Raw genomic sequence first — 14,058 nt, forward strand, 5'->3', positions numbered from 1 at the left:
GTTTGCTGACTTTTTTACAGAGGCGAGTGCGGAAAAATATCACCGCATCGGAATCATGGTGCGCTTCTGGGATTTGTTGAATTGAAAACGCATTGAATGTAGAATCAGTAAGTTTTATTTGGAGAGTCATAATTGAAATTTCTTGCTGTTGCTATTTCTTTTGTCGTCTTGTTCGCGCTGTGCCCCGTCATTACGGCGGTGTGCTGCAAATACGGATGGTACGACGAAATAAACCCGAGAAAAATCCACAAGGAGAAGGTTCCGCGGCTCGGCGGCATCGCGATTTTTACGGGATTGCTTATTTCTGTAGCTTATTTTTCGGTTGTCGATGACGGGAATTTTTCATTTGTGCTTCCGGCTTTTGTCGGCGGCATATTGGTGTTTGTGATGGGCATTCTCGACGATTTCCTCAATCTTCGCGCGCGCCTCAAATTTGCCGTGCAGATTGTCGCCGCGATAATAATGTCGCTCGGCGAGTGCTATTTCGACGAGATTTTCGGGTTCAAATTTCCCGTCCCGTGGATTACCGGGCGCGTGCTGACCGTTTTCTGGGTGATTTTCTTCATGAACGCGTACAATCTCATCGACGGAATCGACTGGTTGTGCAGCGGGCTTTCGTTCCTCGCGCTCGGGGCGATTTCCGTTATTTTCCTTTATAAAGGATTTGATGTCGGCGTCATCTCGCTGAGCCTGTGCGCCGCGATTCTCGGCTTCATGTTCTGGAACAAGCCCGACGCGAAGATTTTTTTGGGCGACGGCGGAAGCGAGACGCTGGGATACGCGATAGCGATTTTCCCGATGCTCCTTCAGGGCGACCCGGTTTTCAACTACAACAAGATTATTCTCTGCGCGCTTCTTTCCGCGATTCCCTGCATCGATGTGTTCGCGGCGATTTTCAGGCGCGTCCGCGACAAACGCTCGATTTTCAGCTCGGACAGGGGGCACATTCACCACAAGCTGCTGAACATCGGATTCTCGCGCGGCTCAATTCTCGTTTTTCTTCTTACGTTCCAGTTTTTGATTTCATGCGTTGCCGTGATGACGCTTTTCATAACGAGGGATATCGGTCTCATGCTGATTGCGTCCGTATTTTCGTTCGTCATACTGTTCTTCATAACGATTCACTACATAAACCGCGCCGTGAACATCAAGATGCGCGGGCATCTCGCTGATTGCCCGCAAAAAGAGCATTGACAAAAAGCGTGTCGCTGCACAAACGCGAAAAGGAGTTTTTTTTGATGAAGTTGATTCCAGTTGTCTTGTCCGGTGGAAGCGGAAGCCGTCTTTGGCCGCTTTCAAGGATGAATTTTCCGAAGCAGTTCCTCAGCCTTGTGTCCGATTCGTCGATGATTCAGGACACTGTCTCGCGCTTGTCGGGGCTTTCTGTCGATTCCCCGATTGTCGTCTGCAATGAGGGGCACCGTTTTGTCGTGGCGGAACAGCTCGCGAAAATCGGAATCGAAAAGCCGTCGATTCTTCTTGAGCCGGCGGCAAGAAACACGGCCCCCGCGATTGTCGCGGCGTGCCTGCATGCGATGGCGCGGGACAAGGATGCGGTCGTCGCCGTTCTTCCCGCAGACCATTGCATAAAGAATACGGACGCGTTCACCGCTGCGATGGAGAAAGCGGTGAACGTCGCGCAGAAATGTTCCCTCGTCACGTTCGGCGTCATCCCGACGTTTGCGGCGACGGGATACGGGTACATAAACATAACGGAGGGCAGCAGCGACGGAAATTCGCTTGCGATTGAGCGGTTCGTCGAAAAGCCTGATGCGGAAACGGCTTCCGGATACCTCAAAAGCTACCGCGAGAACGGGGACTTTTTCTGGAACAGCGGGATGTTCGTGTTCCGCGCGGAGACGCTGATTTCCGAGATGAATGAATTCGAGCCTGAAATTGTCGCGAACACGAAAAAATCGATGGAGAACGCCGTCGTCGACTTGGATTTCATCCGCCTTGAGAATGATTCGTTCTCGCTCAACAAATCGATTTCGATCGACTACGCGGTGATGGAGCGCACGAGAAAAGGGCGCGTCGTTCCGCTCGATGCGGGTTGGAGCGATGTCGGCTCGTGGTCGTCGCTGTGGGATGTTCTCGGCAAGGACGAGGACGGAAACGTGTTCCGCGGCAACGTCGTTTCCGACAACGTGAAGAATTCGTTCGTCTACGGAAAAAACCGCGTCGTTGCCGCTGTCGGCGTCGAGGATGTCGTCGTCGTCGATACGAAGGACGCTCTTCTCGTCGCCGACAGGACGCGCGCCGAGGACGTCAAGAAAATAGTCGATTCCCTCAAGGAAAAAGGCGTTCCGTGCGCGACCGAAAGCAACGTCGGATATCGGCCGTGGGGCGTTTACGAGACGATTGAGCTTGGCAGCCGATTCCGCGTGAAGCACATAACCGTAAAGCCGGGACAGAAATTGTCCGTCCAGATGCACTATCACCGGGCGGAGCACTGGATTGTCGTTTCGGGAACGGCGAAAGTGCGGAACGGCGACAAGGAATTCATCCTTTCTGAGAACCAGTCGACGTTCATACCGCTCGGGACAGTCCACGCTATCGAGAATCCCGGAAAGATGCCGCTTGAATTCATCGAGGTGCAGTCGGGAAGTTATCTTGAGGAAGACGATATCGTTCGCTTCGAGGACAAGTACGGCAGATGCTGAGGACGCTCCTCCGTATTTCATTCAAGAATATCGTCTCGCGGAAAAGCTCGGCCGTAATCGTCGCGTTCATTTCGTTTGCGGTCGCGCTTCTTTCCGTGACGAACGCTGTTTTCGACAGCACGGAAAAGGGCGTCCGCGAATCGTTTTCGGCGAGTTTTACGGGCGATGTCGTTGTCCGCCCGAAGAGTTTCGTGTCGCTGAGCCTTTTCGGGGACGAGACGCCGATTACGGGGGAATTCACTTCGATTCCGATTCTTGAGCGTTTTTCCGAAATCGAGGAAAGGGCGCGGAACATGCGCTTTTTTTCTTCGTGCGTCCCGCAGCTTTCCGGGCGCGTCCTTATGGAATTCTTTCCCGACGGCGGGAATGCGGCGCGTTTTCCCGTCCATCTCTTCGGCGTGGAATTCGCCCGTTATTTTTCCGTGATGGATTCGCTTTCCGTTGTCGAAGGCGCGCTTCCGGCCAGCGGGGAGAAGGGAATCGCGATTTCCGATTCCGTCGCGGCGAAATTCGGGTGCGGGGTCGGCGACATCGTGCAGTTTTCCGTTGCGGACGGTTTTTCGTTCAGGATTCGCGCCGTTCCGGTCGTGGCGGTTTATTCCTATCCGTCAGCCGGCGGCGAGTCCGTCCTTTCGAAAATCGCGCTCGTCGATGACGGAACGCTCCGTGAGCTTCTCGCGGTCGGCGCGGGCACCGAACCTTCCGATGCCGGTTCGCCGCAGGAAGACGAAAATGCGGGCGACGCGTTCGATTTCGAGACGATTTTTGACGGGGCGGAGGATTTTTTCGTGGAGGAAAGCTCCGAAGAGGATGTTCCGCCTGTGGAAATGCAGCAGGAGGAAAGCGAAATACCGGAAATTGACGGCGGAACGTGGCATTTCCTTGTCATCAAGCTTTCCGATTCGTCAAAAGCATCTTCTGCAATCGCGAATCTCAATTCTTTTTTCCGCCATAACGGGATAAGCGCGGAGGCGGTCGGCTGGAGGCAGGCTGCGGGAAGCACAGCGTTCTATCTCTACATCCTGCGCCTTGTCCTCAACGCGGGAATAATCATCATCCTCGTCGCGGGGCTTATCGTCGTGAACAACACGCTCGTCGTCAACGTCCTCGACAGAACGCGGGAAATCGGGACGATGCGCGCAATCGGGGCGTCGAGGAATTACATCCGCGCGGAATGTTTTTTTGAGACGGGAATGCTCGCGTCATCCGCAGGCGTTTTCGGGCTTGTTCTGGGGACGCTCATCTGCGCGCTCGTCAATTCCGCCGGAATTTCGTTCGAGAACGATTTTCTGATACAGCTGTTCGGAAGCGGCTCGCTCGTCACGGAAATTTCTGCGGGAACGGCGTTCTATTCGTTCGCGTTCGCGTTTTTCCTCGGTGCCGTCGCGTGGATTCATCCGTCGGCGGTCGTTTTGCGGATTCGCCTTGTCGATGCGATGACTTCGGCGAAGTAGGGGGCGGATATGGCTTTTATGGTAAAAATGGCGCTCAGGTCTCTTGTTTTCCGTCGCCGGCAGTTTTCCTCGCTTTTTTTTGTCTGCGTTTTCGGCGCGGGCGTTTCCCTTGCGAGCCTTTTTTTGTGCCGCGGGATGAACGCTGCCCTCCGCGAGAAAGCGCGCGTGTATTTCGGCGGCGACTACGTCGTTTCGGGCGGCACAAGCGCTCTCTCGATTCCGGACGCGAAGCGGATAACGGAACTTGTCCGGGACGCATTTCCGGATGGCTCCGTCGTTTCGGAGCGGTTCAACATGCTCGCGTGGAGTTCCTCGCTGTTTTTCGACGGAACGGAGGCGCACGTCCGCGTCATAAACGGAATCGATTTTGATTCCGAAACTGCGCTCCTTTCGACGATGAATTTTTCTGCGGGCGGATTTTTTTCTTCCGGCGAGATGATGGCGCGTCACGGAATCCTGCTTTCCCGTCCGGTTTCCGAAAAACTCGGCTGCACTGTCGGCTCGCGCGTCACGTTCCTCACGCGGCTTCCGAGCGGATTCCTGAACACCGTCGAATTCGAGGTCACGGGCATTTTCAGCGACTCGAGCATTTTCGGGATGTATACGGCATATGCGGACAAGTCCGTCCTCATGGAATCGTGCGGGATGGAAAGCGGTTGGGCGAACAGGATATGCGTCCAGCTTCCGGAAGGAAAAACCGCCGACGTGGAGGCAATCCGCGAGAAGCTTTCGGAAAAAATCGAGATGTTCCCCATCGTCTCCGACAAAAACGAATTCTACGACATGCTCGGCTCGTTCAGCGTGGAGACGTTCGCGATTTTCCCGCTCGACGCGTATCTCGGCGACGTTGAGATTATGGAAGTCGCGATGGACGGCGTGACGATGTTCGTCATAATCGTGCTCGTCGTCATCGTAGTCGTCGGCATCGGAAGCTCGTACAAGGTCATAGTGATGAAGCGGATAAACGAAATCGGCGTCTATATGGCAATCGGCATGGGGAAGGCGGCGGTCACCGGCGTCCTTTCGCTCGAGGCGTTTTTCCTGCTCGTCGCGGGGTGCGCCGGCGGGCTGGCATTTTCGGGCGTCATCTGCGCGGTTATGCGGCTTTTCGATTTCTCGTTCGTTCCTTCGTTCGACATTTTCCTTTCGGACGGATGCCTGAATTTCAGTTTCGATATGCTCGGCTGCGCTGCCGTCATCGCTGCCGTCGTTTTCGTGACGCTTCTCGTCGTCGTGCAGTCCGTGTGGAAGTCGGTGCGGATAATGCCCGTCGATGCGCTTGCGAACATGGAATAGATGGTCCGGCGTTACCGCTCTCCGGGGTTTTTGTTTTGACTTTTTGTCGGTTCCGGCACGAAAAATCAGTAAACCTGTTCGGAAATTTCAGTTTCCGAACAGGTCTCGTTTCATATTTTGGAGGTTCGTTTTATGAAAAAGTTTTTTGGATGTGCGCTCGCCCTTTTCTCCGTTGCGTCGCTTATCCCGTCGTTTGCCGTGACGAGAGCGGAGGCGGAATCGCTGCTGAAGAAGGCTGAGGAATCCACCGCGTTTTACGGGACGGATTTCCGCGGCTCGTACAAAATCGAGCAGACAAGGCCGGGCGAGAAAGCAAAATCGTTCGAGGCGGTGATGTACAGGCGTGACAGCGCGGCAAAATGGACGATTCTCCTTACCGGTCCGTCGAGCGAGAAGGGAAAAGGGTATTTGCAGACGGATTCGAACATATGGTTCTACGACCCGCACGACAACCGGTTCACGTTCTCAAGCGCGAGCGACCAGTTCCGCGACACAAACGCCAACAATTCCGATTTCGGGCCGCAGTCGTATTATTCGGGATACGACATCGTAAGCTATTCCGACAGCAAGCTCGGGAGCTACGACTGCGTCCTTTTTGATTTGAAGGCGAAAGCGGGCGCAAAAAACATCGATTATTCGCGGCTTCGGCTTTGGGTGACGAAAAATGACGGGCTCACTCGCAAAAAGGAAGATTACAGTGATTCGGGGATGAAGCTCCGCACGACAGGGATTCCGTCGTATCAGAACGTTCTTGGCGGAAAAAGCGCGTTCAGCGTTCCCGTCAAAATGGTTATTCTGGACAACCTCAAAGGAAAAAAGCGTTCCGACGGAAAAATCGAGAACGAGAGCACGACGATTTCCATATCGAACGTGAAATTCGAGTCGGTCGACGACACCGTCTATACGAAACCGTATCTTGAGATGATGAGCGCGAGGTAGCGATGAGCAAGCTGCGGATTCTGCCGTTTGCCGCCGCGTTGTTCTTCTGCGCGTACGGCGCGTTTTCGGATGAGGATGATGCCGGATTCGTGACGTTCGGCGAGGAGTCGTTCGGGGAATGGGACGGCGATTCTTCCGACATCGATATCATTTTCGGGGGGGCGTCCGATTACGACACTGCCGTCGAGACCGTCGTCGAGTCGGAGCAGCCGTCCGTGACGATTGGCGCGGGCGGATTTTTCGTTCCGCTGACGTTTTCCGGAAGCCTTGAGGGAAGCCTCGGCTACGGGTACATCAAAAACCTCGACTCGGAAGCGGAAAGCCCCGGCAATTCCGCGTATTTCAACCTTACGAACTACCTGTATTTTACGGCGCGTCCGGACAAATACCTTTCCGTGCGGGGCGCGTTCAAAACCGAGATGCCGAAATCGGGAAGCGCATCCGTCGTCTCGGCAAATTTCTCGCTGTACGAGCTTTACATGACGTACCTGCTTTTCGACAGGATTTATATAAACGCCGGAAAAAAGACGACGACGTGGGGAAACATCAGGCTTTTCAGCAACGACGACGATTTTTCGAAAGCGGATACGGACGCGCTCTTCACGAACATATTGTCCGACAGCCTCGGGGGAATTTCCGGGAGCGTGACGGTTCCGCTTCCGTGGCTGCAATCGAACGTTTCTGCGGTCGCCCTTCTTTCTGACGAGCTTTTCGCGTCTGGCGGCTCGACGACATCGCTTGAGCAGACTTCCGTAAGCCCCGCGCTCATGTCGTATGCGTTTTCGTTCGACTGCATCGTGCGCGGATTCCTCCTCACGTTCGAGGCGAGAAAATTCCCCAGCAGGAGCCGGCTTGAGGAGCTTGACGGGGCGAATTCGACACATTTCGTCGACACGTTCCACCAGTACCCGATTTTGGGATTCGAGGTCAAGAAAACTGTTTTCGGGTTTGACATTTACGGGCAGGAGCTTGTCCGCATTTTCGACGTCGGCTCGCTGAAAAATGCGTTCGGCGGGGATTTTTCTTCGGTTCAGAAACTTTCGACGACGGGCGGATTCTACAGATGGTGGGATTTGTCGGCGTGCAGCTTCGGCTTCAACGCGGAATTCCAGAGCGTGTTCAACCATCTCGACAACAACGGCGGCGTGGTGAACGACGTCGTGAACAGGCTCGCGTTCGAGGGCGGCGTGAAGCGGCTCGGTTCCGGGCACGACTGGCGCGTTCTCGGAAAACTCATCCACAATTTCACGGAATCGTCGGGGGTCTTGACGGTTGCCGTCACGAATTCCGGGATTCTTCCACATGCGGACTGGCGGACGGGCGTGGAATATTCATACGGGGATGACGAAAAGAAGATTACGCTCGGCTCGTACGTGAAACTGAATTTGTCGTATTAGCGGGCGGAAAATCGCATATATTCGTTGGACGGAATAATGAAAAACCAGAGAAACAGGTACAACAGGATTCTTCTGATTGACAGGATGATTGCTTCCGGCGACATGCCGACGATAAGCGAGCTTTTGGGCGCGCTGGAGAATGCGGGAATGGGCGTGAACCGCTCGACGTTGTGGCGCGACCTTCAGGTTCTCGAAAACGAATACAACGCGCCTCTCGACAAGAAGGATTATATTGCCGGAAACGAGCGGCGGACGGGATACATCTACACGTCGAAAACGTTCCGTGTTCCCGCGATGATTTCGAGCGAGGAGAAGATAAAATCGGCGCAGATGATGGCGAGCCTTCTCGATTCGATACGCGGGACGCAGGTTTACGACGAGGCGAAGGAAGTAATCGACGAGCTTTCGACGGAGGTTCCCGTTACCGATGCGACCGGGACGGCCCCGCTGAAAATCTCCCGCGACGCCAGGATAATATTCATCGGCTCCCCGTGCGTGCCGATTCCAGACGATACGTGGAACGCCATCCGCGACGCGATAAATGCGAACCAGCTTCTGAAATTCTCGTACAGAAAAATCGGCGATGACGGATGCCGCCCCGTTTCCGTGCGGACGGTCGAGCCGTACCAGCTCATATTCAGCCGCGGAAACTGGCATTTGTGGTGCTTCGATTATTCGAGGAAGGCGCGGCGGCTTTTCAACCTGCACGAGATGAGCGATGTCCGCGCCCGCGATTCCTCGAAGAAGAACGAATTCGTCCTCCCGAACGATTTCGATTTCCGCCTTCAGACTCCGGGTTTTTTCGGGACGTTCCACACGAACAGCGAATGCCGCATAAAAATCAGGCTTTCCGGGTACGCGGCAAAATACGCGCGCATACGCATGTGGGGCGGCGCGCAGACGATTGAGGACGAGTCCGGCGGAAAAATCGTCCTTTCGTTCACGACGACGCAGTTCTCGCCGGAAAACTGCGCCGCGCTCGGAAGCCCTGTCCTCACGTGGATTCTGGGCTGGGGCGACGAGGCTGTCCCGCTTTCGCCGCCGGAGCTTGTCTCGTTGTGGCGCGCGAAGGTGGAGTCGATGGCGCGGATTGCCTCGTCGATTTCCTAGCGGATTGTTTTCGTGAACCTGACTTTCCTGCCGTTCTTCAGCGCGTGCAGGAAATCGACGCTTTCGTTTATGTGACCGATTTTCGTTCCCTTGATTTTCGTCGCCGCGCCGTAATCTCCGAGGAACATCACGATTCTGTTGCTCGTGTCGAGAAAAACGTCGCCCTTTTCGGCTTCGTTCGACGCGTTGAAAAGGGATTTGTCGGCTTCCGCGATTTCCTTCAAATCGACGAAATAGATTCCGGCGTTTTCGTAGATTTCATCTGTGCCGAATTCGATTTCCGTTCCGGCGGGAAGAAATTCCATCTGCGCGAAAATGCACGCTCCACCGTCGATGTGGTTCGCTTTTGTCGGGGAGGCGAACTCGATTGTCGCGCGGAGGTTCTTGTCGGAACGGATTACGGCAGTCCGCCGTTCCCACGTCTCTCCGCCATTCCACGGGCGCCCGTATACGAATTCGACGGCCGTCTCGCCTTCCTTCTTGCAGCGGAACGTGAGCGTCTGCGTGCCGCCGGCACCGACGATGTTCTTTTTTGTTTTGTCCTGCTCGTACGTGTCGGATTCGAGAACGGCGACAGATGTGTCCTCGATTCGCGCCGTCCATCGTGCGCCTGTTGTCGGATTCGACGCAAGCGACACGGAAACGGACGTTCCTTCGACGTTCGTGCTTGCGCATCCCCCGAAAATTCCGAATACGATAGAAGACAGCGCAAACAGAATTGCTTTTCCCATTTTTGCTCCCCGCGGCTTTCCGCCGCTTTTGTTTTCGCCCGAAACTGTATCACAGATGGCGGTTCTTGATACTGTTTTATTCGCTTCACAAACGGGGCGTTATCATATAAGATTTTGTTCAGTTCGGCTTATTGCCCGGGCGAATTTTTTTCTATCTTAAACTGGAGAAAACAAAATGAACAAATCTGAATTGATTGCAGCAATTGTCGAGGAGACAAAATTCGATAAGAAAGAGGCGGAAGCATTCCTTAAGTCTTTTACTGAGAACGTGGCAAAATCACTTGAGAAGGGCGAGGATGTTCAGCTTGTCGGTTTCGGAACGTTCTCCGTCGTCGAGCGCGCTGCCCGTTCAGGACGCAACCCCAAGACGGGAGAGACAATCACCATCAGCGCATCGAAGCTTCCCAAATTCAAGCCGGGTTCAGCGCTTAAGGCGCGCGTGAACAAGTAAGAGCCCGAAAAGGCTTTCAGCGTGCAAACGAACTGATGACGTCGCGAGAAATCGCGGCGTTTTTTTGTCCCGCCACATATTCCCATCGACGGCTGAATCATCGCATAATGGCACGGAAAAAAATACGGGGGATTCAAATGCCGAATTTGATAATCGGACAATCTGGCGGACCTACCGCCGTCATCAATGCAAGCCTTGCCGGGGCGTTCTCTGCGGCAAAAGAGAAGGGGATTAAGACGGTTTACGGAATGCAGCACGGGATAAAGGGATTCCTGCGCGGCGAGACGGTCGTCCTCGATGAAATTCTCGGCTCCGACGAGAACATCGAGCTTCTGAAAAGAACGCCTGCGTCGTTCCTCGGCTCGTGCCGGTTCAAGCTTCCCGACGTTGACGGCGATTGCGAAATCTACGAGCAGATTTTCTCGCGCCTTCACGCGCTGGACATCGGGTATTTCCTTTACATCGGCGGGAACGACTCGATGGACACAATCAAGAAGCTTTCCGAATACGCTTCGATTGTCGGTTCCGACGTGAAATTCATCGGCGTTCCGAAGACAATCGACAACGATTTGGCTGTCACCGACCATTCGCCGGGTTTCGGGAGCGCTGCGAAATACATCGCGACGGTCGTGCGCGAGCTTGTCTGCGATTGCCGCGTCTACGATGTCGAGGCTGTCACGATTCTTGAGATAATGGGACGGAACGCGGGATGGCTTACGGCGAGCGCTGCTTTGGCGAGAAGCCGGGACTGCGAGGGCGCGGATTTGATATATCTTCCGGAAAAACCGTTCGACGAGGAGGAGTTCATCGCGAAAGTCAGGACGCTTGCCGCCAAAAAGCATTCTGTCGTCGTCGTGATAAGCGAGGGAATCAGAACCGCGGACGGAAAGCTCCTCTGCGAGCGCGGAGAAAACGACTCGTCCGTCGATGCGTTCGGGCACAAAATCATGAGCGGTGCGGGAAAATACCTTGAGACGAGCATCCGGAAGCGCATCCGCGGTATAAAATGCCGCTCCGTCGAGCTTTCGACGCCGCAGAGATGCGCGAGCCACTTCGCGAGCCTGACAGACATAAACGAGGCGTTCGCTGTCGGTGCCGAAGCCGCCTGTGCCGCCGTTTCTGGGGAATCCGGAAAAGTCGTCATCTTCGTGCGGAAATCCGATTCACCGTACGAATGCGCGACGGAACTGCGCGACGTCCACGAAATCGCGAATGTCGAGCGGAAAGTTCCCGATGAATGGATTTGCGACGGATACGTTACGGATGATGTTGTCCGCTATATACGTCCGCTGATTCAGGGCGAGCTTTCCCCGATAATCGAGGACGGCGTACCGAAAATGATTCGGCTGTGATTGTTCTGCGACAAAAAAAGCCCGCGCTCTTGAAGCGCGGGCTTTTCTCATCTTTTAGGCGCAGGTGACTGCAATTTTCTTAGGAAGTGCGACTGCGCGTCTCGGCATCATCACCGTAAGAACGCCGTTCTTCACCGCCGCGGAAAGTTTCTCGTAATCGACGTCCTCGGGAATCGTGAAGCTCCTCTTGAACTCGACCGTAGAGCGCTCGCGGATGAGCCACTTCGTCTCGTCCTTCGCGCCGTTCTCTTTTTCCTCGTCTTTCTTTTCCTCTTTTGTTTCCTGAAGAGAAGAAATCGTGAGGACGTTGCCGTTCAGCTCGATGTCCACATCCTTCTCTGTTTTTCCGGGAAGATCCATCTCGAGCGTGTAGGAATCCTTCGTCTCCTTGACGTCAACTTTCGGGGATGCGAAAACCTTCTTGAAGTTCACCGAGGGCAATCCGCACGCCACGGAACCAAAATCATCAAACAAGCTGTTGAAAAGTGCCAATTCGTTCATACTAAAACCTCCTGATAATTCGTTGAACTTTTTTGTAGGAAACCGTTTTGTTTTCCTTACGCCTTATATAACAGCATGATGTGTGCCAACTTTTTGAAAATCGCGGATTTTTTTCGTAAAAAACATGCGCCGCGCGAAAAAGGGCGCCCGTGAAGCGAAAAAACGCAGTTTTGGCGCGATTTTGAACTCGGCGACTTGGGCGATGGCGAAGTTTTCGAACAAGGGCTGTTTTTTGGAATGCGATTTTTGGAACAGATGGGCGCATTTTTCCGCGTTTGTCCGGGCGCATTTGGGTAAAAATGTCCCGTCCGCGCGCGTTCCGCGATGGTTTTAGGGCGAATGCGCCCACTTCCGTCAGCCGATGATTCCGATTGCGATTGTCATTCCGCGCATGGATTTCTTTTTTGCGGCGAGGAACGCGCCCGACAAAGCGACGCTCCGCTCGCAGACGTTTCCGACGCCGACCGTTTTTCGCACGAATTCCGAGTCGCTGAAATTCCCGTGTGCCGCGCCGAGCTCCTCCGCCGTAAAAAAAATGAGCGGGACGTTGAGCAATTCGGCGAGCGACAGAATCGCAGGCTCGTTCTTTTTTATGTCGATTGTCGCGATTTTTTCGATGCGGCTTTCCTTTATTTTGTGGATTCCAAGCGTTTCGTGGACGAATTCCAAAAGCTCGCCGGCATCCGTTCCTTTCCTGCAGCCGATTCCGAGGACGAACCGCCGCTCTTCTCCCGCGTCAAAGAGAACGGCCTTCCGCTGCGCCGTCGAGAAGAGCGCGTCGATTCCGTCCGCGCGCGACGAAAGCTCAAGCCCGCGCGTTTTCCTGAGCGATTCGGCTTCCGTTGATTCCTCGTCGTCGATTATCGCCCGGACGGGGAGTTTTGCGAGGATTTTTGCCGAGATGAGTTTTATGTTCCGCGCGTTTTCGATTCCGAATCCGTTTTCAACCGCCCACGAATCGACTGCCCACGCACCGTTGATGTCCGTCGCCGTCGTTATGACGGGAAGGGCGCCCGTTATGACTGCGATTGCCCGCGCCGCGTCGTTCGCGCCGCCGATGTGCCCGCTTAGAATCGGGATTGCGAACGACGCTTTTTCGTCAACGCAGACGACGGCGGGATCTTCCGTCTTCTTTTTTACGAATGGGGCGATTGCGCGGACGGCAATCCCGACGGCGCCGACAAAAACGACAAGCGAACGGCCGTTCGTTTTTTTGCTGAACGCGCGCTCAGTGAATTCGCCGAGGGTTCTGTGTTTTTCCCCGAAGCATTCGAACGTTTCCGCGCTGAATTCCCCGCCTTCAGAGATGAATTCCGGAAGCGCTTTGGCAATTTTTTCCATCGTTGCGCTTCCGCGCGCGCTGAACGATACAATCGAAAGCGATGCGAAATTCATTTCCTGAATTCCGTCGGGAACGTCGCGTCGTAAAGGCGGCTTTTTGCTGCCTCAATCGACCCGTCAAGAAAATCGCCGACGAGTACGAGCGCCGTCTTCGTGATTCCTTCCGCAGCCGCGAGCGACGATATGGTGCCGAGCGTGCCGCGAACGATTTTCTCGTCGCTCCATGTTGCCTTGTAGACGACTGCCGCGGGGGTGTTTTTCGTGTATGCGCCTTCCAGAAGCTCTTCGACGAGGGACGGAATCATCGAGCTTGAAAGGAAAAGAACCATCGTAGAGCCGTGTTTTGCAAGCTCGCGGATTTTTTCCCGCTCGGGAACGGGCGTCCGCCCTTCCATCCGCGTGATTATGACCGTCTGCGTCAGTTCCGGCACCGTGAATTCGGCTTTCAATGACGCCGCCGCGCCGAACATGCTCGACACGCCCGGAACGATTTCGTATCCGATTCCGCGTTTTTTCAGCTCGTCCATCTGCTCTCGTATCGCTCCGAAAATGCTCGGGTCGCCGGTGTGGAGCCGCACGCATTTTTTTCCGTTGCGTTCGGCGTTCACGAGAATTTCCGTCGTCTCTTCGAGCGTCATCCGCGCGCTGTCGAAAATTTCGGCGTTCTCCGCGCAGTTTTTCAGCAACTCGGGATTGACGAGGCTTCCCGCCCAGACGACGACATCGGCTTCCTTCAGAAGATTCGCGCCGCGCACCGTAATCAAGTCGGGCGCGCCGCACCCGGCTCCGACAAAATAAATCATTTTTTCCTCCGCCTCCTTTT

13 protein-coding genes are annotated in these 14,058 nt (G+C 54.6%); 9 read left to right on the top strand and 4 right to left on the bottom strand.

The features are described from left to right. The first annotated feature begins 132 nt into the window (after positions 1-132). The 7 genes from TRESADRAFT_RS14025 (at position 133) to TRESADRAFT_RS14055 (ending at position 8,859) form a co-directional block, all read left to right on the top strand. Complete coding sequence (locus TRESADRAFT_RS14025; protein ID WP_002706556.1) at positions 133-1,194, top strand: glycosyltransferase family 4 protein; 1,062 nt, start codon at positions 133-135, stop codon at positions 1,192-1,194. Between the two features lie 44 nt (positions 1,195-1,238). Next, on the top strand, positions 1,239-2,663 hold the full coding sequence (locus TRESADRAFT_RS14030; RefSeq protein WP_002706558.1) for a mannose-1-phosphate guanylyltransferase/mannose-6-phosphate isomerase: 1,425 nt from the start codon (positions 1,239-1,241) through the stop codon (positions 2,661-2,663). Continuing rightward, a complete protein-coding gene (locus TRESADRAFT_RS15465; RefSeq protein ID WP_002706559.1) occupies positions 2,657-4,117 on the top strand; it encodes an ABC transporter permease in 1,461 nt (486 codons plus the stop codon). Before TRESADRAFT_RS14030 ends, TRESADRAFT_RS15465 begins: the two co-directional genes overlap by 7 nt. A 9-nt stretch (positions 4,118-4,126) precedes the next feature. Next, complete coding sequence (locus tag TRESADRAFT_RS14040; RefSeq protein ID WP_002706561.1) at positions 4,127-5,413, top strand: ABC transporter permease; 1,287 nt, start codon at positions 4,127-4,129, stop codon at positions 5,411-5,413. Between the two features lie 132 nt (positions 5,414-5,545). Beyond that, positions 5,546-6,352 carry an outer membrane lipoprotein-sorting protein gene (locus TRESADRAFT_RS14045; protein WP_002706562.1) on the top strand — a complete coding sequence of 269 codons (807 nt, stop codon included), beginning with the start codon at positions 5,546-5,548 and terminating at the stop codon, positions 6,350-6,352. A gap of 2 nt (positions 6,353-6,354) precedes the next feature. Beyond that, a complete protein-coding gene (locus TRESADRAFT_RS14050; protein WP_002706563.1) occupies positions 6,355-7,749 on the top strand; it encodes a hypothetical protein in 1,395 nt (464 codons plus the stop codon). A 36-nt stretch (positions 7,750-7,785) separates the two neighbouring features. Next, on the top strand, positions 7,786-8,859 hold the full coding sequence (locus TRESADRAFT_RS14055) for a helix-turn-helix transcriptional regulator (RefSeq protein WP_002706564.1): 1,074 nt from the start codon (positions 7,786-7,788) through the stop codon (positions 8,857-8,859). Here TRESADRAFT_RS14055 and TRESADRAFT_RS14060 read toward each other — a convergent pair. After that, positions 8,856-9,590, bottom strand: coding sequence for a protease inhibitor I42 family protein (locus TRESADRAFT_RS14060; protein ID WP_002706565.1), 735 nt, complete (start codon positions 9,588-9,590; stop codon positions 8,856-8,858). The genes TRESADRAFT_RS14055 and TRESADRAFT_RS14060 overlap by 4 nt on opposite strands. A 175-nt stretch (positions 9,591-9,765) precedes the next feature. Here TRESADRAFT_RS14060 and TRESADRAFT_RS14065 point away from each other — a divergent pair, with 175 nt between their 5' ends. Both TRESADRAFT_RS14065 and TRESADRAFT_RS14070 read left to right on the top strand, forming a co-directional pair. Continuing rightward, entirely contained in the window at positions 9,766-10,041 is a 276-nt protein-coding gene (locus tag TRESADRAFT_RS14065) for an HU family DNA-binding protein (protein ID WP_002706567.1), read from the top strand. 137 nt (positions 10,042-10,178) lie between these two features. Continuing rightward, positions 10,179-11,393 carry a 6-phosphofructokinase gene (locus tag TRESADRAFT_RS14070; RefSeq protein ID WP_002706569.1) on the top strand — a complete coding sequence of 405 codons (1,215 nt, stop codon included), beginning with the start codon at positions 10,179-10,181 and terminating at the stop codon, positions 11,391-11,393. Between the two features lie 54 nt (positions 11,394-11,447). Here the strand turns inward: TRESADRAFT_RS14070 and TRESADRAFT_RS14075 are convergent, their stop codons facing one another. From TRESADRAFT_RS14075 to cobM, 3 genes are all read right to left on the bottom strand, one after another. Then, positions 11,448-11,894 carry an Hsp20/alpha crystallin family protein gene (locus tag TRESADRAFT_RS14075; RefSeq protein WP_002706574.1) on the bottom strand — a complete coding sequence of 149 codons (447 nt, stop codon included), beginning with the start codon at positions 11,892-11,894 and terminating at the stop codon, positions 11,448-11,450. A gap of 354 nt (positions 11,895-12,248) precedes the next feature. Beyond that, entirely contained in the window at positions 12,249-13,289 is a 1,041-nt protein-coding gene (locus TRESADRAFT_RS14085) for a cobalt-precorrin 5A hydrolase (protein WP_002706575.1), read from the bottom strand. After that, positions 13,286-14,038, bottom strand: coding sequence for a precorrin-4 C(11)-methyltransferase (gene cobM, locus TRESADRAFT_RS14090; RefSeq protein ID WP_002706577.1), 753 nt, complete (start codon positions 14,036-14,038; stop codon positions 13,286-13,288). Before cobM ends, TRESADRAFT_RS14085 begins: the two co-directional genes overlap by 4 nt. Between the last annotated feature and the right edge of the window lie 20 nt (positions 14,039-14,058).

Origin of the sequence: Treponema saccharophilum DSM 2985, assembly GCF_000255555.1 — a bacterium.
Classification (GTDB): Bacteria; Spirochaetota; Spirochaetia; order Treponematales; family Treponemataceae; genus Treponema_D; species Treponema_D saccharophilum.

Bases quoted from the DNA above. Each gene is read 5' to 3' on its own strand.
- TRESADRAFT_RS14030 (WP_002706558.1), top strand. From the start codon at position 1,239: ATGAAGTTGATTCCAGTTGTCTTGTCCGGTGGAAGCGGAAGCCGTCTT.
- TRESADRAFT_RS15465 (WP_002706559.1), top strand. From the start codon at position 2,657: ATGCTGAGGACGCTCCTCCGTATTTCATTCAAGAATATCGTCTCGCGG.
- TRESADRAFT_RS14040 (WP_002706561.1), top strand. From the start codon at position 4,127: ATGGCTTTTATGGTAAAAATGGCGCTCAGGTCTCTTGTTTTCCGTCGC.
- TRESADRAFT_RS14045 (WP_002706562.1), top strand. From the start codon at position 5,546: ATGAAAAAGTTTTTTGGATGTGCGCTCGCCCTTTTCTCCGTTGCGTCG.
- TRESADRAFT_RS14050 (WP_002706563.1), top strand. From the start codon at position 6,355: ATGAGCAAGCTGCGGATTCTGCCGTTTGCCGCCGCGTTGTTCTTCTGC.
- TRESADRAFT_RS14055 (WP_002706564.1), top strand. From the start codon at position 7,786: ATGAAAAACCAGAGAAACAGGTACAACAGGATTCTTCTGATTGACAGG.
- TRESADRAFT_RS14060 (WP_002706565.1), bottom strand. From the start codon at position 9,590: ATGGGAAAAGCAATTCTGTTTGCGCTGTCTTCTATCGTATTCGGAATT.
- TRESADRAFT_RS14065 (WP_002706567.1), top strand. From the start codon at position 9,766: ATGAACAAATCTGAATTGATTGCAGCAATTGTCGAGGAGACAAAATTC.
- TRESADRAFT_RS14070 (WP_002706569.1), top strand. From the start codon at position 10,179: ATGCCGAATTTGATAATCGGACAATCTGGCGGACCTACCGCCGTCATC.
- TRESADRAFT_RS14075 (WP_002706574.1), bottom strand. From the start codon at position 11,894: ATGAACGAATTGGCACTTTTCAACAGCTTGTTTGATGATTTTGGTTCC.
- TRESADRAFT_RS14085 (WP_002706575.1), bottom strand. From the start codon at position 13,289: ATGAATTTCGCATCGCTTTCGATTGTATCGTTCAGCGCGCGCGGAAGC.
- cobM (WP_002706577.1), bottom strand. From the start codon at position 14,038: ATGATTTATTTTGTCGGAGCCGGGTGCGGCGCGCCCGACTTGATTACG.